General features: G+C 68.0%; 20 protein-coding genes. 10 read left to right on the top strand and 10 right to left on the bottom strand.

Annotated elements, in window-relative coordinates; translation table 11 throughout:
• Positions 1-188: 188 nt before the first annotated feature.
• Entirely contained in the window at positions 189-641 is a 453-nt protein-coding gene (locus ACFWBU_RS10625) for a PaaI family thioesterase (RefSeq protein WP_169622324.1), read from the top strand.
• A gap of 34 nt (positions 642-675) precedes the next feature.
• Here ACFWBU_RS10625 and ACFWBU_RS10630 read toward each other — a convergent pair whose 3' ends face one another.
• Positions 676-1,647 carry a helix-turn-helix transcriptional regulator gene (locus ACFWBU_RS10630; RefSeq protein ID WP_378528213.1) on the bottom strand — a complete coding sequence of 324 codons (972 nt, stop codon included), beginning with the start codon at positions 1,645-1,647 and terminating at the stop codon, positions 676-678.
• Positions 1,648-1,779: 132 nt separating this feature from the next.
• Between ACFWBU_RS10630 and ACFWBU_RS10635 the strand changes: the two genes are divergently transcribed.
• On the top strand, positions 1,780-2,175 hold the full coding sequence (locus ACFWBU_RS10635; protein WP_378528262.1) for a RidA family protein: 396 nt from the start codon (positions 1,780-1,782) through the stop codon (positions 2,173-2,175).
• 68 nt (positions 2,176-2,243) lie between these two features.
• Positions 2,244-2,729, top strand: coding sequence for a DUF488 family protein (locus ACFWBU_RS10640; protein ID WP_378528214.1), 486 nt, complete (start codon positions 2,244-2,246; stop codon positions 2,727-2,729).
• A 14-nt stretch (positions 2,730-2,743) separates the two neighbouring features.
• Here ACFWBU_RS10640 and ACFWBU_RS10645 read toward each other — a convergent pair whose 3' ends face one another.
• Positions 2,744-3,721, bottom strand: a complete 978-nt coding sequence (locus ACFWBU_RS10645; RefSeq protein ID WP_378528215.1) for an NAD-dependent epimerase/dehydratase family protein — start codon at positions 3,719-3,721, stop codon at positions 2,744-2,746.
• A gap of 319 nt (positions 3,722-4,040) precedes the next feature.
• On the opposite strand from ACFWBU_RS10645, the gene ACFWBU_RS10650 reads away from it, so the two are divergent.
• The 3 genes from ACFWBU_RS10650 to ACFWBU_RS10660 all read left to right on the top strand — a co-directional run bounded on the left by ACFWBU_RS10650 (position 4,041) and on the right by ACFWBU_RS10660 (position 4,993).
• Entirely contained in the window at positions 4,041-4,262 is a 222-nt protein-coding gene (locus ACFWBU_RS10650; protein WP_296549277.1) for a hypothetical protein, read from the top strand.
• On the top strand, positions 4,259-4,741 hold the full coding sequence (locus ACFWBU_RS10655) for a flavin reductase family protein (protein WP_296549276.1): 483 nt from the start codon (positions 4,259-4,261) through the stop codon (positions 4,739-4,741). Before ACFWBU_RS10650 ends, ACFWBU_RS10655 begins: the two co-directional genes overlap by 4 nt.
• 66 nt (positions 4,742-4,807) lie before the next feature.
• Positions 4,808-4,993 (top strand): hypothetical protein, encoded by a 186-nt coding sequence (locus tag ACFWBU_RS10660; protein WP_296549275.1) that lies wholly within the window; start codon positions 4,808-4,810, stop codon positions 4,991-4,993.
• Between the two features lie 172 nt (positions 4,994-5,165).
• Here ACFWBU_RS10660 and ACFWBU_RS10665 read toward each other — a convergent pair whose 3' ends face one another.
• Positions 5,166-6,374 carry a DUF4185 domain-containing protein gene (locus tag ACFWBU_RS10665; RefSeq protein ID WP_378528216.1) on the bottom strand — a complete coding sequence of 403 codons (1,209 nt, stop codon included), beginning with the start codon at positions 6,372-6,374 and terminating at the stop codon, positions 5,166-5,168.
• Positions 6,375-6,740: 366 nt separating this feature from the next.
• On the opposite strand from ACFWBU_RS10665, the gene ACFWBU_RS10670 reads away from it, so the two are divergent.
• Both ACFWBU_RS10670 and ACFWBU_RS10675 read left to right on the top strand, forming a co-directional pair.
• Positions 6,741-7,676 carry an ABC transporter ATP-binding protein gene (locus ACFWBU_RS10670; RefSeq protein WP_169622318.1) on the top strand — a complete coding sequence of 312 codons (936 nt, stop codon included), beginning with the start codon at positions 6,741-6,743 and terminating at the stop codon, positions 7,674-7,676.
• On the top strand, positions 7,673-9,346 hold the full coding sequence (locus ACFWBU_RS10675; protein WP_378528217.1) for an ABC transporter permease: 1,674 nt from the start codon (positions 7,673-7,675) through the stop codon (positions 9,344-9,346). Before ACFWBU_RS10670 ends, ACFWBU_RS10675 begins: the two co-directional genes overlap by 4 nt.
• Before the next feature lie 50 nt (positions 9,347-9,396).
• On the opposite strand, the gene ACFWBU_RS10680 is transcribed toward ACFWBU_RS10675, so the two are convergent.
• Positions 9,397-9,795 (bottom strand): DUF6223 family protein, encoded by a 399-nt coding sequence (locus ACFWBU_RS10680; protein WP_378528218.1) that lies wholly within the window; start codon positions 9,793-9,795, stop codon positions 9,397-9,399.
• 203 nt (positions 9,796-9,998) lie between these two features.
• Here ACFWBU_RS10680 and ACFWBU_RS10685 point away from each other — a divergent pair, with 203 nt between their 5' ends.
• The gene (locus tag ACFWBU_RS10685; protein WP_378528219.1) at positions 9,999-11,309 is read left to right on the top strand and encodes a sensor histidine kinase; all 1,311 of its coding nucleotides are present in this window, start codon (positions 9,999-10,001) and stop codon (positions 11,307-11,309) included.
• Positions 11,306-11,989: a response regulator gene (locus ACFWBU_RS10690; protein WP_378528220.1), complete on the top strand. Its 684-nt coding sequence runs from the start codon at positions 11,306-11,308 to the stop codon at positions 11,987-11,989. The genes ACFWBU_RS10685 and ACFWBU_RS10690 overlap by 4 nt, the downstream gene beginning before the upstream one ends.
• Positions 11,990-12,016: 27 nt before the next feature.
• On the opposite strand, the gene ACFWBU_RS10695 is transcribed toward ACFWBU_RS10690, so the two are convergent.
• From ACFWBU_RS10695 to ACFWBU_RS10720, 6 genes are all read right to left on the bottom strand, one after another.
• A complete protein-coding gene (locus ACFWBU_RS10695; RefSeq protein WP_296549269.1) occupies positions 12,017-13,399 on the bottom strand; it encodes an NAD(P)/FAD-dependent oxidoreductase in 1,383 nt (460 codons plus the stop codon).
• A 142-nt stretch (positions 13,400-13,541) separates the two neighbouring features.
• Positions 13,542-14,585 carry a tyrosine-type recombinase/integrase gene (locus tag ACFWBU_RS10700; protein WP_378528221.1) on the bottom strand — a complete coding sequence of 348 codons (1,044 nt, stop codon included), beginning with the start codon at positions 14,583-14,585 and terminating at the stop codon, positions 13,542-13,544.
• Between the two features lie 95 nt (positions 14,586-14,680).
• Positions 14,681-15,253, bottom strand: coding sequence for a hypothetical protein (locus ACFWBU_RS10705; RefSeq protein ID WP_169653146.1), 573 nt, complete (start codon positions 15,251-15,253; stop codon positions 14,681-14,683).
• A gap of 133 nt (positions 15,254-15,386) precedes the next feature.
• Positions 15,387-16,727: a glycosyltransferase 87 family protein gene (locus ACFWBU_RS10710; RefSeq protein WP_378528222.1), complete on the bottom strand. Its 1,341-nt coding sequence runs from the start codon at positions 16,725-16,727 to the stop codon at positions 15,387-15,389.
• 175 nt (positions 16,728-16,902) lie between these two features.
• Complete coding sequence (gene soxR, locus ACFWBU_RS10715; protein ID WP_378528223.1) at positions 16,903-17,352, bottom strand: redox-sensitive transcriptional activator SoxR; 450 nt, start codon at positions 17,350-17,352, stop codon at positions 16,903-16,905.
• Positions 17,353-17,497: 145 nt separating this feature from the next.
• Positions 17,498-18,139, bottom strand: coding sequence for a dihydrofolate reductase family protein (locus ACFWBU_RS10720; protein ID WP_378528224.1), 642 nt, complete (start codon positions 18,137-18,139; stop codon positions 17,498-17,500).
• Between the last annotated feature and the right edge of the window lie 335 nt (positions 18,140-18,474).

Below are 18,474 nucleotides of genomic sequence, written 5' to 3' on the forward strand. Positions count from 1 at the left end.
CCCCACGAGCACTCGTGGGGCCCGCCGTCGTGCGTATCCCGTGGCCCCGGTCCAGGGATGGGTACGGCGAACGCGCCGCGCAACCGAAACACGCGACGTGACCGAAAACCGCGATGCCCTACCATCGTTCGGTGGCCACCGGCGCCCGGATCCACCGGACGCGGCCCCGCATGCAACGGAGAGACCGCATGACCGATCAGCCCCGGCTCGACCCCACCTCGCTGCACGACCCGGCCGCCGCCACAGCGCTCAACGCCAACGGGTTCGGCACCGCCCTCGGCCTCGAATTCCTCGAGATCGGCCCCGACCGGGTGGGGGCGCGCTGGACGGTGACCCCGAACCAGCACCAGCCGTTCGGAATCGTGCACGGTGGCGTGTACTGCGCGGTGATCGAGACACTCGCGAGCGTGGGTGGCTCCGCGTGGTTCGCCGACCGCGGCACCGTCGTCGGAGTCAACAACAACACCGACTTCCTCCGTGCCACCCGCGAGGGTGTTCTCACCGCGGTCGGCACCCCCGTGCATCGCGGTCGCACCCAGCAACTCTGGAAGGTGATCATCACCGACGAGCAGGACCGCCTCGTCGCGCAGGGTCAGGTGCGACTCGCGAACATCACCGACGCCGCGCATCTGGGCGGCTGACCGCCGCCGAACCGCACGCGACACCAGGACCGAGTCACACGGGCTCTCCGTAGCGATCCGCGACCCTCTGCGCCCGGCTGCGCAGGGAGGCGCGGAGCTCCGGCGGTGCGAGTGCCTCGGCCTGGGTGCCGAGTTGCCACAGCGCCCACTCCGCGTGCCGGAGATCTTGAAACGTGACGTCGAGGCGCAACCGGCCGTCGGCGTCGGGTTCCTCGGTGTGGACGGCTTCCGCCATGTCCAGCAGGTCGTCTCGTCGCACCGGGTCGACCCGCACATCGACGGCGATGTGGTCCTCGGACAGGAACCGGGCGCAGCGTTGCGCCCAGATGCGTGCCAGGTCGACCCGATCCGGACGCTCCGCCGCTGCGGGCATCTCGTGCGCGGCGAGGATCCGCGATATCCGCAGCGTCCTGTCGGAGCCGAACTCGGTGGCCAGCAGGTAGGCCTTGTCCCGCACCGTGACCAGACCGATCGGGTCCACCGTGCGCCACTGCGGTGCCCGGCCCGCGGAGGAGTAGTGAAGGCGCAGCTTCCGTCCGCCGAGGACCGCATTCCGGACCGCGACCAGGATCGGGCCCGCAACCTCGTCGCGGGCCGTGCGGCGGGAGAGCAGGTCGGTCTCGGGGTCGACGAGCAATCGTCGGGCGGCATTGCTCGCGGCGATCCGGTGGCTTTCGGGGAGTGCATCGACGATTTTCCGCACCGCCGACGCACGAGCCGTGCCGAGTCCGAAAATCTGCCCGCCCGGACCGGAACCGGCAGCGAGCAGAGACAGAGCTTCGTCGTGGTTCAGCCCGGTCAGCTGGGTCCTGAACCCGGGGAGCAACGAGAACCCGCCGTGCCGGCCCCGTTCGGAGTACACGGGGACACCCGCCGTGGAGAGCGCCTCGATGTCGCGCAGGACGGTACGGACCGAAACCTCGAGTTCCTCGGCGAGGACGTCCGCCGTCAGCCGGCCGCGCTGACGCAGCAACAGCACCAGAGACACCAGTCGGTCGGCCCGCACGCATCGGGACGTTACCGAATACCTGACACAAGGTGTCGTGATTCAGCGGAAGGCTCCATGACGCGACGCCGCATCGGCGGTGTCGCGGTCGGGGGATGCGCCCCGCAGGATCCGAATGGAGTCGAAGTGACGATCGAACGAACGGTCCTCAACCCGGTGACGTGGTCGGTGGAGATGGGGTTCAATCAGGGTGAGGTGGTCAGCGGGCACACCAGGACGCTGTACTGCTCCGGACAGACGGCAATGAACGCCGACGGCGCTCCTCAGCACGAGGGAGACATGGCGGCACAGGTCGCGTTGAGTCTGAACAATCTCGAGGGTGTGCTTGCCGAAGCGGGCATGTCGCTCGCCGACCTCGTCCGGCTGAACGTGTACACCACCGACGTCGACCTGCTTTTCCAGCACTACGGCGCGCTCGCCTCACGGCTTGCGGCCGCTCGGGCAGCACCGACCACCACGATGCTCGGCGTGGTGCGACTGGCGATACCCGGCCAGATGATCGAACTCGAAGGTACCGCTGTCGCCTGACGGGACGCCGTTCCGCTGCCCGCGTGGGGCACGGCGGCGCGGGCAGCAACCGAGAGGGGTGAGTGCCGGTGCCCGATCTGTGGACGATCGGCGTCTACGGCTTCGACGTGACGACGTTCCTGGAACGACTGCGTCGAGCAGAGGTGAGGATGCTGCTCGACGTGCGTCAGCGTCGAGGGGTTCGCGGGCCCGACTACGCCTGGGCGAACTCGCAGCGACTACAGACCTCACTCGCCGCGAGCGGGATCGCATACCGCCATCACCTCGAACTGGCACCGACCACCGAGTTGCGTGAGCTTCAGTACGCCGAGGACGCCCGCCAGGGTGTCGGCAAACGCACCCGCCGCGAACTCGCCGCCGGGTACGTCAGCCGCTACACCGCCGAGATCCTCGATCCGGCCGATCTCGAGGCGGTCGTGTCGGTGCTGCCGAGCACGGGACCAGCCGCATTGTTCTGCGTCGAAGGTGATCCCGAAGCCTGTCATCGTTCCTTGGTCGCGCGACGGCTCGTCGAGCAGCACGGCTTCACGATCGAGCACCTGCGGCCGTCGTGAGTGCCGTCGTCGGGTCAGACGGAGCCGAGCGCATCCTCGTCCACCCGTGAGTCCTCGGCGGACCACGTGCTCGCCGGTGGATTGTCGAGGTGCCACCGCACCGATTCGGCTACCCGTTGCTGCGGGTCGCCGGGAGACCAGCCGAGAAGGTTCTCCGCCCGGCTGACGGAGACGAGCACATGCTGCGCGGGTGCTCCCATCAGCGCCAGTTCGCCGGGCAGTACCGACTCCGGTACCCGTACCGGCTCCAGCGCGGAGCCGGCTGCCGCGATGATCTGTTCCACCCATGCGATCACCGGCACCGTGGCAGGCTCGCCCAGATTCACCGCCATGCCGTCGGCGGCCCGCGTGTCCAGAGCGGCCAGTACGCCGGTGGCGACATCATCGACATGGACGCGGGTCCACAGCAGATTTCCGGCACCGACCGGGATGTGCTGCCGTCCGGCGCGGATCCGGCGCAGCACCGGGTCCTCCCGGCGCTGCGGATCGTGCGGTCCGTAGACCATGGGAAGACGCAACACCACGGCGCCTCGCGGGAGCCACCGCTCCTCGACATCGAGCTTGTCGTAGGCGTCCGGGATCCCCGGCCTCCGGGCCCCGCGGTAGGGATAGCGCTCCCGGCGCACTTCGGAGTCCTCGGTCAGAGGCACCGCGGATTCGCAACGCCCCGAGGTGAGACCCGTGAACGCCTGGTACACGTCCACGCTGGACAGCACGACCGTCGGCACCTCCGGTATCGCCGGCAGGACGGCATCGACGTGGTCGGCGGTCAGCGCATAGGTGTCGACTACGGCGTCCGGATCGAACCGGCAAACATCGTCGGCGTGATCGCCCAGTGCGAGCCGATCGACCCGTAGGTGATCGACCGCCACCCAGGGGGACGGCTCGTGGTGTCCGCGGTGGACAACCAGCACCCGATCGCCGCGCTCGTGGAGTCTTTCCACGATGCGCCGGCCGATGAATGTCGTACCCCCGAGAACCAGAACCCTCATGTGCTGCCGTCCCTTCGACTCTGCTGGTCACCACCGGGTGCGGGAAGCAATAGTGTCGAAGATAGCCGGATCGGCGTGACCCCAACCGTATTCGCATGTGACCGACGATCGGCGGGACCATGCCCGGTGGTCCGGGCACCGGTGGGGCGGCGGATCTGCAGCGGCCGGACGTCACGCCAATCGTCGGTGGGCGCCGAGAGCCCGAATCCGCCCGAGGCTTCCGATCGGCGACGAGGCCACTCCGCCGGGCATGCGCCCCTCTTTTGCTCGAGCAGAGCGAAAGGGTTTCCGCGCGGTTCGGGGGAGCGAAGGATGGCGGATGCCCGTGCCGACCGCGGGAACCGACAGCGCAGATCCGAAAGGTGGCCGTATGACGATCGCCGTCGTCACGGGTAACCCCGAGCCGTACTCTCGCACTCGCGACGCCGGGACCCCGTCGCCGGGCCGGTACCTTGTCGACGCCGGCTACATCACCGACGGCCGGCACGCGGAGCATTGGACGCCGGCCCTGCCCGTGGCCATCCGAACCGGGGCGTCATGAGCACGTTCGACAGCACCGCCCTGCGGCACGCCTTCGCGCACATCCCTTCCGGGGTGGTCGCGATCTGCGCCGAGGTGCACGGCGAGCGGGTGGGGATGGCTGCGAGCACGTTCGTGCCGGTGTCGCTCGACCCTCCGCTCGTTGCGTTCTGCGTGCAACGTACCTCGGGTACGTGGCCGCGACTGTCGGCTCTGCCGCACCTGGGTATCAGCGTGCTGAGTGAGGAGCACGACGGTGCGGCGAAGGTGCTCGCCGCGAAGAACGGTGACCGGTTCGCCGGTATCGAGACCGAGATCCGTGATGGCGGTGCCCTGTTCGTGGCAGGCACGAGCGTGCGCATGGACGTGACCGTCGAACAGGAGATTCCGGCCGGTGATCACGACATCGTCGTGCTGCGCATCAACGAAATGCTTACCGACGCAGAGGTGGAACCGATCGTGTTCCATCGCAGCGCCTTCCGCCGGTTGATCGCTTCCTGACATTTCGAGAACATTCCACTCGCCGCAGAAGCCGGGTCCGGTTTCGACGTCACCGAAGGAGTCCGTGTGGATCGCGACAACCCCGTTCCCGTCGTCCGGCGCACCGAACGGAATCCGCTGACACCACGCGACGGGAGACGGGCGCGGAACATCCCCGGAGACGAAACGGCGGGGCAGGAGCAGCCCACAACCGCCGGGTCCTGGTGGCTCGTCCTGCCCAGCGTGGCAATCGGTCTCGCGGCCTCGGGCTGAGCACCGTTCGCCGAACTCCGACACACCGACTGCTGTAGCGGTCCAGGCGTGATGCTTCCATCGGAACGACGCACCCCTCAGCACAAGGGAGACCCCACCTCCCGCCGCCGGCCGCCGGCCGCGGAGATGACCGCGGTTCATGGCGTTCCCGCGGCGGGAGATGGGGGTCAGGTCAGATTCCTGCCGTGCCGGCGCCCACGACGCTGGCGACACGCCGCAACGCCGTGTTGGTCTGTCTCGCCGCGTCGAGTGTCTCCACCGCCGGAGTGGTGGGGAGGTCCGCAACGTTCCCGCCCACCTTGGCCAGGACGGACCGTGACAGCAGGTAGTTCTCGTCCACGACCTGATCCAGCGTCGGTACCGGTGCGGGACGCGGGATATCGGCGTGGACCGTGTGCCGGTAGAGATTGACCTGGTACGGCCAGCCGTCGCGGGTATCCCACTGGGAGACCAGAACATAGAGCTCGTCGAGCGTGGAACCGGCGAGGACGTACCCGCCGTAGCACTGGGCGAGAGTGTTGTTCCGGTCCAGGTGCTCCTGGTCGTGGTCCACGTGACGGACCACGGTCGTGGTCGGAGCATCCCCGATATGGGATGTCGGCCCGTTGCGAAGGCCCTTCACGTTGACGCGGATGTCCGGTGCGGTCTGGGTGTAGGTGAGCAGCCACTGGCCTTGGACCGAGCGGAGATTCATCTCCCGGACCTTCGTCCCCGCCGGGAAGATGTCCGAGCATGCCCGGTTCCATCCCCAGTCCGTCCCGTTCCATCCCCAGCCGGACCACTTGGAGCGGTCCGCCACCTCGTTGGGACGGCAGCGGTACAGATGAACGTTCGATCCGCCGTCCACCAGCCACTTGTTGCCCATGATGTAGACCCAGCCGTCGGTCCCCATCTCCCAGGTGATACCCATCTGGAAAGCGCCCTCGTGATGCCAGTCGCGTTGTCCGGCGGGGCCCGCGTGATGCCAGCTCTGGCCGTTGTCGTCGGAATACTGGATCTCCGTCCAGAGGACCTCGGAGAGGGACCGGCAGATCGTCACGAACAGGTAGATGCGGGAGCCGATGACGAGGAGGTCCGAAGGCAGGACCGTGGCGAACCCGCCATTGGTCCACGGGTACCTGTCGTGGGTGTACGGCCACAACTGGCGGGCGTACGAGCCGCCGACGGCCCCATGGAACGTCAGTCCATTGGCGTAGTCCGCCGGGGACTTCTCGTTCGTGAAGAGCATCACCGGAGACCGCCACCCGGGGCCACCGACGCCGGCCTGGTCGAAGGTGTCACCCAGGACGACGGCCTGGCTGCCGTTGGGAAGGCTGCGGGCAATGCCCAGGTCCGTACCGCCGACACCGTACTGCGTCGACGACGTGGTCGGCCCGGTCACCGGTCCAATCTTGGTGGTCGTTCCGGGAACTGCGTTCTGCTGGAAGGGAGACGGAACCGGCTCCGCCATCGCAGTAGCCGTCGACGACGGTGTGACCGCGGGGAAACTGCCCGACGTTGGAGATGTCGCAGGGACGCCGACCTCCGTTAACACGTCCGGACGTCGAGACCGACCCGACGCACTTCCGAAACCGTGCTGTGTCCTCTCCTGCGGGCGCGCCGACCCCTCGGTTTCGCAATACCGTTGAGATCAGGCCCTTTTCGAACTCGGCGCACCACTGACCTGCCAGGTCGGCTCAGGGATCTGCACGCGGTCCCGATTGTTCTTCTCGGGCAGACCCCCGGAGGTCGGGCGTACCATGCCCCCATGACGGTGGTCGCGGTCGAGCACTTGGTCAAGACGTTCGGTCCGACGCGGGCCCTCGACGGCCTCGACCTGACCGTCGAAGCGGGCGAAATCCACGGATTTCTCGGCCCCAACGGCTCCGGTAAGTCAACGGCCATCCGCGTGCTGCTCGGGCTGTTGCGCGCCGATTCGGGACAGGTCCGGTTGCTCGGCGGCGATCCGTGGCGTGACTCGGTGTCGTTGCACCGGCGCCTCGCCTATGTGCCCGGCGATGTGAACCTGTGGCCCACCCTCACCGGCGGCGAGGCGATCGATCTACTCGCCGGGTTGCGCGGCGGACTGGACGAGGCCCGCCGCGCGGACCTTCTCGACCGCTTCGAACTCGACCCGACGAAGAAAGCCCGCACCTACTCCAAAGGCAACCGGCAGAAAGTCGCGCTCGTCGCCGCGTTCGCGTCGGACGTCGAGTTCTACATCCTCGACGAACCCACCTCCGGACTGGACCCACTGATGGAATCGGTGTTCCAGGACTGCCTCGGTGAGATGTCCGCGGCCGGGAAGACGGTGCTGCTGTCGAGCCACCTGCTCGCAGAGGTCGAAGCGGTCTGCGATCGGGTCAGCATCATCCGGGAGGGCCGCACCGTCGAGACCGGCACTCTCACCCAGTTACGGCACCTCACCCGCACGTCGATCACCGCCGAAACCGGCCGTCCCGTCACCGGGCTGACCGAACTGGACGGAGTACACGATGTCCGCATCGACGGTGTGCACACCCGCTGCGAGGTCGACACCACCGCACTCGACGCGGTGCTGCGCCACCTGCTGACCTTCGGGATCACCTCGCTGACGTCCACTCCACCCACTCTCGAGGAACTGTTCCTACGGCACTACGGCGACGAACGGGTCCGCGAGAGCGAGCGGCACCGGCGAGCCGAACCAGGAACGTCTCCGCGATGACGACGGCAGCCGCCGCGGCCCCGACGTCCACGACCGGGGCCGAACGATTCGCCGGTACCGGGCGGCTCGTCCGACTCGCGTTGCGCCGCGACCGCATCCGGTTGCCGGTGTGGCTGCTCGCCCTCACCGCGATCCTCGCGTTCTCCGCAGCCAGCGTGGCGGGGCTGTATCCCACCGTCGCCGAATTGCGGGGTTTCGCAGCCGCGTCCGCGGCGTCCCCGGTCGCGCTCGCCACCAACGGACTGGTGTCCGGCTACAGCACGGGCGCTGTAGTCGCCAGCCAGACCGTCATGCCGCTGGCGCTGGCCGCCGCGCTGATGACCACGCTGCTGGTGGTGCGGCACACCCGCCAGAACGAGGAGACCGGCGCGGCCGAGCTCATCGGAGCAGCGGTCGTCGGACGCCGGGCGCTGCTCGCCGCCGCCCTGCTCGTCGCCGTGGGCGCCAACCTCACGCTCGGTGTTCTCAGTGCGGCCGTGCTGACACTGCAGGGCCTACCGGCGGGCGGGTCGGCAGCGCTCGGCGCGAGCGTCGCGGCCGCCGGTATCGCCTTCGCCGCGGTCGCCGCAGTCACCGCGCAGGTCACCGACAGCGCCCGCACCGCCAACGGGCTGGCCGGTGCCGCCCTGGGTGTGGCGTTCCTGCTGCGCGCGGTGGGCGACATGACCGGAACGGTTACCGGTGACGGCACCCGCGTGGAAAGCGGATGGCCCACGTGGTTGTCGCCGATCGGCTGGGCCGAGCAGATGCGGCCGTACGACAGCGACGACTGGTGGGTGTTGGCGCTGCCGATGGTGTTCTCGCTGGTGCTCTGTGTCGTCGCCGTCGCGCTCACCGGACGCCGCGACCTCGGGTCCGGGCTGGTACCGACCCGACCCGGACCGCCCCGCGCGTCACGGGCACTACCCACAGCGCTCGGATCGGCGTGGCGGATGCAGCGCACGATCTGGTTCTGGTGGGCCTTCGGGATCGTCGTCCTGTCGCTGGTGTACGGCGCGATCGCCGATCAGATCGACGACTTCCTCGGCGACGGCGAGCAGGGTGGTGATGTGCTCACCGACCTGGGCGGCGGTGTCACCGATCTGATCGACGCCTACTTCGCGGCGATCTTCGCGCTGATGGCAATCGCGGTCGCGGGCTACGCCGTCCAGGCGCTGCTGCGGATGCGCAGCGAGGAAACGGCCGGCCGGCTCGAACCGGTCCTCGCCACCGCGCTCTCCCGGCCCCGGTGGATGCTCGCACACGTGGGTCTCGTCGCCGCAGGAATCGCGACGCTGCAAGCACTCACCGGAGCGGCGATGGGGCTGGCCCACGGCGTGATCGTCGGGGATGTGCCCGGACAGGTCGCGGCGCTGACCGGGGCGGCACTGGTCTTCGTACCCGCGGTCCTGGTGGTCGCCGCCGCGGTGGTGCTGTTCATCGGGGGACTGCCCGCCTGGTCGGCCGGGCTGTCCTGGGCACTGCTCGCTTTCTGCCTCGTCGTCGGATTGTTCGGTCCGCTCCTCGGGGTGCCCGACGCCGTCCGGGACGTGTCGCCGTTCACGCATGTGCCGGCGGTCCCGGCCGCGTCGGTCACGGCCGGTCCGCTGGTCGCGCTCTCGTTGATTGCCCTGGCTCTCTGCGCGGGTGGTGTGATGCTGTTCCGCCGCCGCGATCTCACCACGTCGTGAGAATTCGCGGGCGGGTCCTTCGAGAGCGCTCAGGTCGGCGTGAAGCGAGGTCACGAGCCGGACAGCACCGGGGCGGCACGCTCGGTGCGGCGGTAGCGGGCCAGACTCAGACCGCCCAGCACGACGGCGATCACTCCCAGCACCACGGCGAACAATGCGCCGACGGCCCCGTTGCCGGTATTGGGACCACCGGCGGCATTCGCGCCGTGCATCCCACCGACAATCACCCCGATCGCTCCCGTCGCCAACGCCACGACGATCCACGACAGGCCGAGGTGCGTGCCGGAGCGGCGGGAACGCCTCAGGGCCACTGCGCCGGCGACCACGCCGATCAGCGCGAGCACGGCCGCGGTCGTGGGTACCGCCCGGCCGACACCGAGTTCGTAACCGGCGGCAACGATGGAGGTGGGATCCGGAAGCGGGGCAACAGAGACCTCGAAGACAGACATGACGATCCTTTCGGTCGGACGGGTATCCGTCGAGATGGGGCACCTTCGATCGTCGTGCCACGGGGACGGCAGGTCATCGGCCGACGGGCGTCGGCGACTACGGCATCGGGTGTACGCCGAGCGCATCGATCCGCAACCGCGAACGTAGGTGATCGAGCCGCAGACCTCGGGTGCTGCGGGCGCGGGAAACCTATGATCACTGCATGCAGGATCGCGCTGCGTCGTTCCGCCTGCCTACCCGCGTTCAGAACCTGCTGTTGGCGCTGTTCGTCACCGTCATGCAGGTTCAGGGCACTGTGGTGCGCAACAGCGGGCAGCCCGAAGTCGTGCTGCGTCCCCTGTCCGACCTCGGGAACCTCGGCTACCTCCTGTTGATCGTCCCCGGCGCGGCCCTCGTCGTACGCCGCGACCGACCGGTCGCCGTGTTTGCCGTCACCGCGCTCAGCAGCGTCGTGTACTACGGCCTCGACTTCCCGGACGGGCCCGGGTGGCTCGCCCTGTTCGTCGCCCTCTACACGCTCACCGCGCACGGCGACGGGCACCGCACGCTCCGGCTGGCCGCCGTGGGCATCGTGGTCCTGTCCGCGGCATGGCTCATCGCCGCGTCCGACATCGAGCCACCCGCCGCCATCGGCTGGGTCTACTTCCGCATCGGCGCGTCGGTCATGAGCGCCGCTCTCGGTGAGAGCGTGCGGGCGAGGAATCAGATCGCGGCGCAGGCACTCGAACGCGCCGCGGTGGCCGAACGCACCCGTGACGAGGAAGCCCGTGCCCGGGTCGACGCGGAACGGCTCCGGATCGCACGCGAGGTACACGACACCGTGGCGCACGCCATCGCCGTCATCAACGTCCAATCCGGTGTCACCGCACATGTATTCGACAAACGACCCGAGCGCGCCCGCGAAACCCTCGAGGTCATCGAGCAGACCAGCGCGCGGGCACTGGCGGAGATGCGCGCAATCCTCGACGTACTCCGGGACGACAACGTCGGAGACGACAACGTCGGAGACGACAGAACTGCCGGCGTCGGGGGAGACACCGACGGGCGGGCCCCGAACCCGGGCCCGGCGCAGATCCAGGACCTTGCCGACCTGGCGCGCGACGCGGGCCTCGATCTGACCGTGGATGCGCCGCCGCCTCAACAGCCGGTACCCGCTGCGGTCGGTACCGCCGTGTACCGGATCGTGCAGGAATCGATCACGAACGTGATCCGTCACGTCGGAGCGACCCGCGTGACGATCACCGTCACCTACGGCGCAGACGCTGTGGAAGTGGGCGTCGTCGACGAAGGCCGAGCACTCTCGGCGACACCCGCGGTCTCGCCGTTGTCGGCCCCGAGCCGGGGGAGTGACCGTCCGGCGCAGCAGGAGAGCAGACGCGGGTACGGCCTCGCCGGGATGCGGGAACGCTGCCGTCTTCTGGGAGGGCACCTCGACGCGGGTCCCCGGCCGGACGGCGGATTCGCCGTCACCGCGTGGCTTCCGCTGACGTCGACCGAAACGGCGGCTACATGACCGGAGAGGAAGCGACGCCCGGCGGCACAATCAAGGTGCTGCTCGCCGACGACGAGCAGTTGGTGCGGTCCGGGTTCCGGCTCCTCCTCGACACCGAGGACGACATCACGGTGGTCGGGGAAGCGACCACCGGCACAGACGCGGTAGCGAAGGCCTACGCGCTGCGGCCGGACGTCGTCCTCATGGACATCCGCATGCCGAACCTGGACGGCATCGAAGCCACCCGGGAGATCACCACTGCCGGGCTGGGAAATGTACGCATCCTCATCCTGACGACCTACGACACCGACGCCTACGTGTTCGAGGGTTTACAGGCCGGTGCCAGCGGTTTCCTGCTCAAGGACGCCGGTCTGGCCGAACTCCTGCATGCCATCCGCGTGATCGCGGCGGGTGATGCACTGCTGGCGCCGCGCATCACCCGCCGCCTCATCGGCCGGTTCACCACCCGGCAGGCGGCGGACAGGGCCGGGGAAGATCGGCTCTCCGTCCTCACCGAACGCGAGCGCGAGGTTCTCGCGCTGGTCGGGGAGGGCCTGAGCAACCAGGAGATCGGTGCCGCCCTGTTTCTCAGCCCGGCCACCGCCCGCACCCACGTCAGTCATGCCATGGCGAAACTCGGCGCCCGTGACCGCGCACAACTGGTGGTCATCGCCTACCGGAGCGGACTCGTCACCCCGTAGACAACAACGCGTGTGACGCCCGGAGGGTTATCCCGCTTCGCGTCGCGCGACAGCCTCGCGTGCCTCGGCTGCATCCTCCTCGGTCCGCAACCGCTGGATCGCGAGCCGACCGAACACCTGCTGCTCGGTTGCCGCCATCTGGTTGCGCCCGGTCGAGAAGAACGCCTGTGCCCACGACAGCAAGGTCGACACCTTCGACGAGAATCCCACCAGGTACAGCAGGTGCACGAACAGCCACGCGATCCATCCGAGGAACCCGGTGATCTCGAGTTTGCCGACCTTCGCGACCGCACTGAACCGTGAGATCGTCGCCATGCTGCCCTTGTCGAAGTACCGGAAGGGCGCACGCTGCGCGGGATCCTGCCCCTCTTCGACCGAGGCGGTGATCTGCTTCGCCGCATACTTGCCGCCCTGCATCGCGACCTGCGCGAGACCGGGCAGCTTGTCGAGCGACATCATGTCGCCGATGACGAACACGTTCGGGTATCCCGGCAACGAGAGATCCGGCAGCACCTCCACCCGGCCCGCTCGGTCGATGCCCGCTCCGGACTGCTCAGCGAGTTGCTTGCCCAGTGGGCTGGCCGCGACACCTGCCGACCACACCTTGCACTGCGACTCGATGCGCCGTTCGGTGCCGTCCTTCTCCTTGACGGTCAACCCGTCGGCATCCACGCCGGTCACCATCGCGTTGAGCTGGATCTGCACGCCCAGGCCTTCGAGAGTCTGGCGGGTCTTGCGGCTGAGTTTGCCACCGTAGACCGGAAGGACGTCCGGTGCCCCGTCGAGCAGGACGACCCGCGCTTCCGTGGAGTCGATGTGGCGAAAGGCCTCCCGGAGCGTGCGCCGCGACAGTTCTGCGATCTGCCCGGCGAGTTCGACTCCGGTCGGTCCCGCACCGACCACCACGAACGTGAGCAGCCGTGCCCGCTCCTCGGGGTCGTCGGACAGTTCGGCCTGCTCGAATGCGCCGAGAATGCGGCCCCGCAACTCCAGCGCATCGTCGATCGTCTTCATCCCGGGTGCGAACTCGGCGAAATGATCGTTACCGAAGTACGACTGGCCGGCACCCGCCGCCACGATAAGGCTGTCGAACGGGGTGACGGTGCGCCGCTCGAGGAGTTGCGAGGTCACCGTCTTGTTCTCGAGGTCGATCGTTTCGACGTCACCGAGCAGAACCCGCGCGTTCTTCTGCTTCCGCAGGATCATCCGCGTCGCCGGTGCGATGTCGCCCACCGACAGAATGCCCGTGGCCACCTGATAGAGCAGCGGCTGGAACAGATGATGGGTGGTACGCCCGATCAACGTGACGTCGACGTCAGCATTCTTCAGGGCTTGGGTACCGAACAATCCACCGAACCCGGACCCGATGACGACGACACGATGACGAGACTCACCCGACTGGACACTCATGCATGCTCCTTCACTGTTGTCGGCACGACCACCCCTGGGTACCCCCACGGCAGCCCGCCGACGCGGGTGGGACTGCATCCAGTCTCGCAGTTGACACGCCGCAGCACAGGGGGATCGCGCCGGATGCAGGTGCGCCGGGCGGTCAGTGCGGGCCGGGTGCCGAGTCGCCGAGCAGTCCGTACACCGGGTTGTGCTGCGCGGCGTGCCGCACCGCGTCGCCGGTCGCCGACGTGTAGATCTGCACGGTCTGCAAGGACCGATGTCCGAGCAACTGCTGCAACTCGACCATGGTGGCCCCGCTGTCGGCCAGGCTCGTCGCGAACGTGTGCCGCAGCGCGTGCGCGAGCGCTCCGCGTTTACGTTCGGACTCGATGCCGGCGCGCCGGTAGAGACGACGCACCCGGTACTGCAGGGTGCCGCGGGTGATGCGCTGTCCGTCGCTGCCCACGAACAACGGATCGGTTCCCGGGTAGCGCTCCCACACGGCCGGATCGTCGCGCTCGCCGCGCACCTGCCGTCGCGGCGCCGGGAACCGCGCGTACCGTTCCTCGAGATAACTCGAGACGATGGCCGTCCAGCTGTCCTCGAGCGGAATCTCCCGTTCGATCGCGCCCTTACCCAGCACCCGCAGCACCGGCGTGCCCGCTCCGCCGAGAATGCTGCCCACGTCGAGGCGGATCAACTCGTCCGAGCGGATGCCGGTGAGCAGCAACGTCGCGATCAGCGCGAGGTCGCGTTGCGGCCACTCCCGCGACGATTCCGCCGGGCGCTGCGCCTCGACGGTGACGGTCTCGACGAGTTGGTGAATCGCACTGGGGGAGAAGGACTTCGGTGTGTGCTGAGGTTTCTTCGGCTGGGTGATCGAGGCCATCGGGTTGCCCTCCGACACCCCCTCGGAGACCAGGAAATTGCAGAAGTTGTTCCACACCGACCACGCGCGCCGCACCGAGGCCGGCTGCCGCTCGGCGGCGAACGATGCGAACGCCGAGCGCATCGCGCGGATCGAGATGTCGCCGACTGTCAGGTCCGCGGGCGGTTGTTCCCGCAGCTCACCGAGGTGTGTGCACACCGCATGCAGGTCCAGGCGGTACGCCTTCAGGGTGTGCGGAGACCGCTTCGCGGTCTGCAGCGTTTCCAGATACGACGAGACCCACTCGATCAGACCAGGATCGTCCCGGCTCGTCATTCCCACGTCCTCCTTCGGTCACCCTGTCGTACGCATGTGCGATTCCAGTGTGACAGGAGGGAGTGACGTGACGGACCGGGCGATGAGCCCACCCCTCAGGATCCGGTGCTGGAACCGATCGACGATCCGCCCCCATCGCTGGAGCCCGAGCTCCATGCCGGGCCGAGGACCAGCGCGCCGGCCGCGCCGAGCAGGTCGGAGTTCAGGTTGCAGATGCTGACGACCGCATAAACACCTCGCGGGATGTCCTGGAACGTTCCGGACACCACGTTGTCGCGGTTGGCGCCTTGCAGGGGCTGTATCGCGGTGATCGCGTCGGCATCGCCGAGTTCCCGGAGCAAGGCGAGAACATCGATGTCGGGGTTACCGACGAGGTAGTCGAGCAGTACCGGTCCGACGACCGGCGCGGCCCGAACCGCGTCGACCACCGCGGTGGTGCACGAGCCCGGCAACGTGAGCGACCCGACGAGCGGCACACGCGGCACATCGGTGGCCGTGTAGGTGATCGACAGCCCGTCGACCTGAACGGAATAACCGATCCCCCGGGCAATTGCCACTGCCGGAACGGGTTCAGCGGGCGTCGCGTCGACGAGTGCCGGCGCCGCGAGACCGGTCGCAGACACGGTCGCAAGGACGAGAACGGTTCGTGCCAGAGCATTACGAATCATCGCTGCATCCCTTGTGTCGGACCGCCCGATACCGCGTCGTTCGGCAATGCTAGCCGCGCACCTCCGTCCGCACGGTGAACTGCGCTCAGCGTGTCGGCTCCGCTAGGGCGTGATCGAAGCGAATACGAGTGCCTCACACTCTCGGAGCGGGGGAATCCTTGCTTCCCTCACCGAAACTCCCGGACGCGGTCTTTCCTTCTTCGACGACGGGTGAGGTGATGACCACCGGTGCCATCACCATCGTCGGGCTCCGATCTGCGGTCGGCACCTGTTCTTCTTCGGGCACGGCAGCGCGTGTCGGCGCGCGACCGTAGGCGATCAGGACGACGACGATCAGCACCGCGAACACGATGGGGTACGCGGATTGGAGAAGGGTGCGCACCAGTGGCTCACCGGGGGTCATGAAGATGCCGATCGCGACGACACCGTCCGGGTAGGAGCGGTACCACGCGGACAACGGCACCGCCGCAGCAATGGGAAGCAGATAAGCCCACCATCGGCCCCACCGCACCGCCTGGTCCAGGGACACCACCAGCAGCGGCACCACCCACACCCAGTGATGACCCCACGAGAACGGTGAGACCATCGGCGCGGTCAACCCACACACCGTCAGGCTCAGCAGATGGCGGCCGTGCCGGTGGGCGAGCTGCGCGGCCCACAGCCCGACGCCGGCCACTACGGCGGCGCACAGCAACCACAGCCACATCGGAGGTTCCTGCGTGTGGAGCGCCCGCGCGAGGATGCCCCGCACCGATTGGTTCGCCGGTGAGGAAATCAGCCCGATGCGGTCGGAGCGGATGATCGCCGAAGTCCAGAATTGCCACGCGTCGGTGAAGATCACCACGAAACCCGCCACGATCGTCACGGCAAAGGTCACGGTCGCGACCATGGCGGCACGCCACTGTCGCACCACCACGAGATAGGCGATGAAGAACGCCGGCGTCAGTTTCAGGCCTGCGGCCAGGCCGACGCCGATCCCACGCAGGCGGCTTTGCTCCGGACGGGACAGATCCCAGAGCACCAAGACGAGCAACACCAGGTTGATCTGACCTAGCCACAGGGTCATCCGCACCGGCTCGATCCAGGTGAGCGCCACCGCCGATCCCGCGCTGACGACCCGCATCCGCACCGAATCCTCGTAACCGAGCGCGCGCCAGCTCAGCCGGACCACCAGGTACAACAGCACCAGATTGACCAGGTTCACCGCGATGGTGGTGCCCGCCGCGGAGAGCAGCGACAGCGGCACGAACATCAGCGCAGCAAACGGCGGGTACGTGAACGGCAACGAGTCGAACAAGAAGAAGGAGTACAGCGGTTCGGGGCTGCGCGCGGTCAGGCCGCCGTGCCGGTACACCAGCGCGTCGACGCCGTTGCCGAACAAGCCGTAGTAGTCGGTGAACCCCAGCAGCCGGTCGTGGGCGAGAAACGCGGCGCCGGCAAGAATCACCGCCGCAACGGGCCACCACCTCGGCACTGTCGCTCCTGCTTCGTGTGTTCGACTCCTGTCTCGACTCCCCATGGATCGAACCTAGGGGGAGGAGACCGACGGGTGCTGCACCGACACAGCGTGAGGCCGGAGTGTGCGGTTCGCCGACACCGACGCGAGGCAGGGGTCCCGGTCGTTCCGTCTCCGACGTGCGGGCGATGTGTCAGTCGCCGCGGACGGGCAACCGCCGCGGGCCCGGACCTTCCTTGGCAAGCACATCGCCCGGGTTGGCCAGCGGACAGATCTTCAGACTCAGGCATCCACACCCGATACACCCTGCGAAATCGTCCCGGAGTTCGGTCAACGCGTCGATACGGCGGGTCAACTCGTCGTGCCACAACGCGGACATCCGTGCCCAATCCTCGGTGGTCGGCACCCGGCTGTCCGGCAACGAATCCAAGGCGGCTTTGATGTCGTCGAGCGACACCCCGACGCCCTGCGCGATCCGGATGAACGCCACCCGCCGCAGGGTGTCGCGCCGGTACCGGCGCTGATTTCCGGTCGTCCGGCGACTGTCGATGAGCCCCCGCGACTCGTAGTAGTGCAGCGCCGAGACCGCCACACCCGACCGAGCAGCCAACTCGCCGGGGGTCAACCACACGGCAGCAGACATCGTGAGCCTTCCGACGATCGGGATTGCACGCGTCGATCTGGGTGCACAGTACCCACATCCGAGGTGCGACGGCAGCGCTCGGCAGACACCACAACGGCTCACCCGCGTCGGCGTCCGGGTGAGCAGGGGATGCGATTGTGCCGGGTTACTTACGCCAGAACAGGTGATGGGTGACGCCGCTCGGGCTGGGAACGACGTCGTGATGGAATCTGTCGTGCAATTCGTCCGGTGACTCCCAGAGGTGCAGGCCGGACCCGAATTCGAGCGGCGCCACTGCGATGTGCAGGGTGTCGATCAGGTCGGCGTCGAGGAATTGCCGGATCGTGGTGACCCCGCCGCCGAGTCGGACATCCTTGCCGCCCGCGGCCTCGCGCGCTCGGGCGAGGACGTCGGATGGTTCGCCCCCGACGAAGTGGAAGGTGGTGTCGGAAAGTGCGAGGGAGGGGCGGGTGTGGTGCGTCAGGACGAACACCGGGGTGTGGAACGGTGGTTCGTCGCCCCACCAGCCCCGCCATTCGGGGTCGGGCCACTGTCCGAGCTTGGGAGCGAATTTGTTGCGGCCCATGATCTCCGCACCGATGTTGTGGGAGAAGTCGCGGGTGAAGTAGTCGTCGATGCCGCGGGTGCCGCCGGGATCGGCGCGGTTGGGCCAGCTCGCGGTGGCCCCGGCCCACTCGAACATTTCGCTGTGGTCGAGACCGAAGGGGTTCTCGAGGGTCTGATCTTCTCCTGCGGCGATTCCGTCGCTCGAAACGGTGAAGTTCTGTACGCGCAAAAGCTGGGACACACTGTTCTCCCGTGTCGTCTCGGATGGATACGCAGAGGTAGACCGGGCGCGGCGGGCAAACTCATCGGATGCTGCTCGGAGGATGGGGGACAGGGCGCTGTGCCGGCCGGGTCAGGGGAGTGCAGCGTGCCGATCGTGCCCTGGCCGGCCGGGGAGCGTCGACCGGATCCACCGAGGAGGAGGTGCCGAGGTCGACGGTCGCGTGTCCGGTGCAGGCGGTGCCGTCAGGATCGCGGGATTGCGGGTCGCACATTCCGAACACCGAAACTGTTGTGCAGCAGTAGTATTCATGGATAACGGTGATTATCCATCAAAATTGGATAGGGCAGATGAGG

This window comes from Rhodococcus sp. NPDC060084 (genome assembly GCF_042730335.1).
GTDB lineage: Bacteria > Actinomycetota > Actinomycetes > Mycobacteriales > Mycobacteriaceae > Rhodococcus.

Coding starts and splice junctions, on each gene's coding strand:
- ACFWBU_RS10650 (WP_296549277.1), top strand. CDS start 4,041: ATGCCCGTGCCGACCGCGGGAACCGACAGCGCAGATCCGAAAGGTGGC.
- soxR (WP_378528223.1), bottom strand. CDS start 17,352: ATGTCTGCTGCCGTGTGGTTGACCCCCGGCGAGTTGGCTGCTCGGTCG.
- ACFWBU_RS10705 (WP_169653146.1), bottom strand. CDS start 15,253: ATGATTCGTAATGCTCTGGCACGAACCGTTCTCGTCCTTGCGACCGTG.
- ACFWBU_RS10690 (WP_378528220.1), top strand. CDS start 11,306: ATGACCGGAGAGGAAGCGACGCCCGGCGGCACAATCAAGGTGCTGCTC.
- ACFWBU_RS10675 (WP_378528217.1), top strand. CDS start 7,673: ATGACGACGGCAGCCGCCGCGGCCCCGACGTCCACGACCGGGGCCGAA.
- ACFWBU_RS10645 (WP_378528215.1), bottom strand. CDS start 3,721: ATGAGGGTTCTGGTTCTCGGGGGTACGACATTCATCGGCCGGCGCATC.
- ACFWBU_RS10685 (WP_378528219.1), top strand. CDS start 9,999: ATGCAGGATCGCGCTGCGTCGTTCCGCCTGCCTACCCGCGTTCAGAAC.
- ACFWBU_RS10695 (WP_296549269.1), bottom strand. CDS start 13,399: ATGAGTGTCCAGTCGGGTGAGTCTCGTCATCGTGTCGTCGTCATCGGG.
- ACFWBU_RS10700 (WP_378528221.1), bottom strand. CDS start 14,585: ATGACGAGCCGGGACGATCCTGGTCTGATCGAGTGGGTCTCGTCGTAT.
- ACFWBU_RS10655 (WP_296549276.1), top strand. CDS start 4,259: ATGAGCACGTTCGACAGCACCGCCCTGCGGCACGCCTTCGCGCACATC.
- ACFWBU_RS10625 (WP_169622324.1), top strand. CDS start 189: ATGACCGATCAGCCCCGGCTCGACCCCACCTCGCTGCACGACCCGGCC.
- ACFWBU_RS10670 (WP_169622318.1), top strand. CDS start 6,741: ATGACGGTGGTCGCGGTCGAGCACTTGGTCAAGACGTTCGGTCCGACG.
- ACFWBU_RS10680 (WP_378528218.1), bottom strand. CDS start 9,795: ATGTCTGTCTTCGAGGTCTCTGTTGCCCCGCTTCCGGATCCCACCTCC.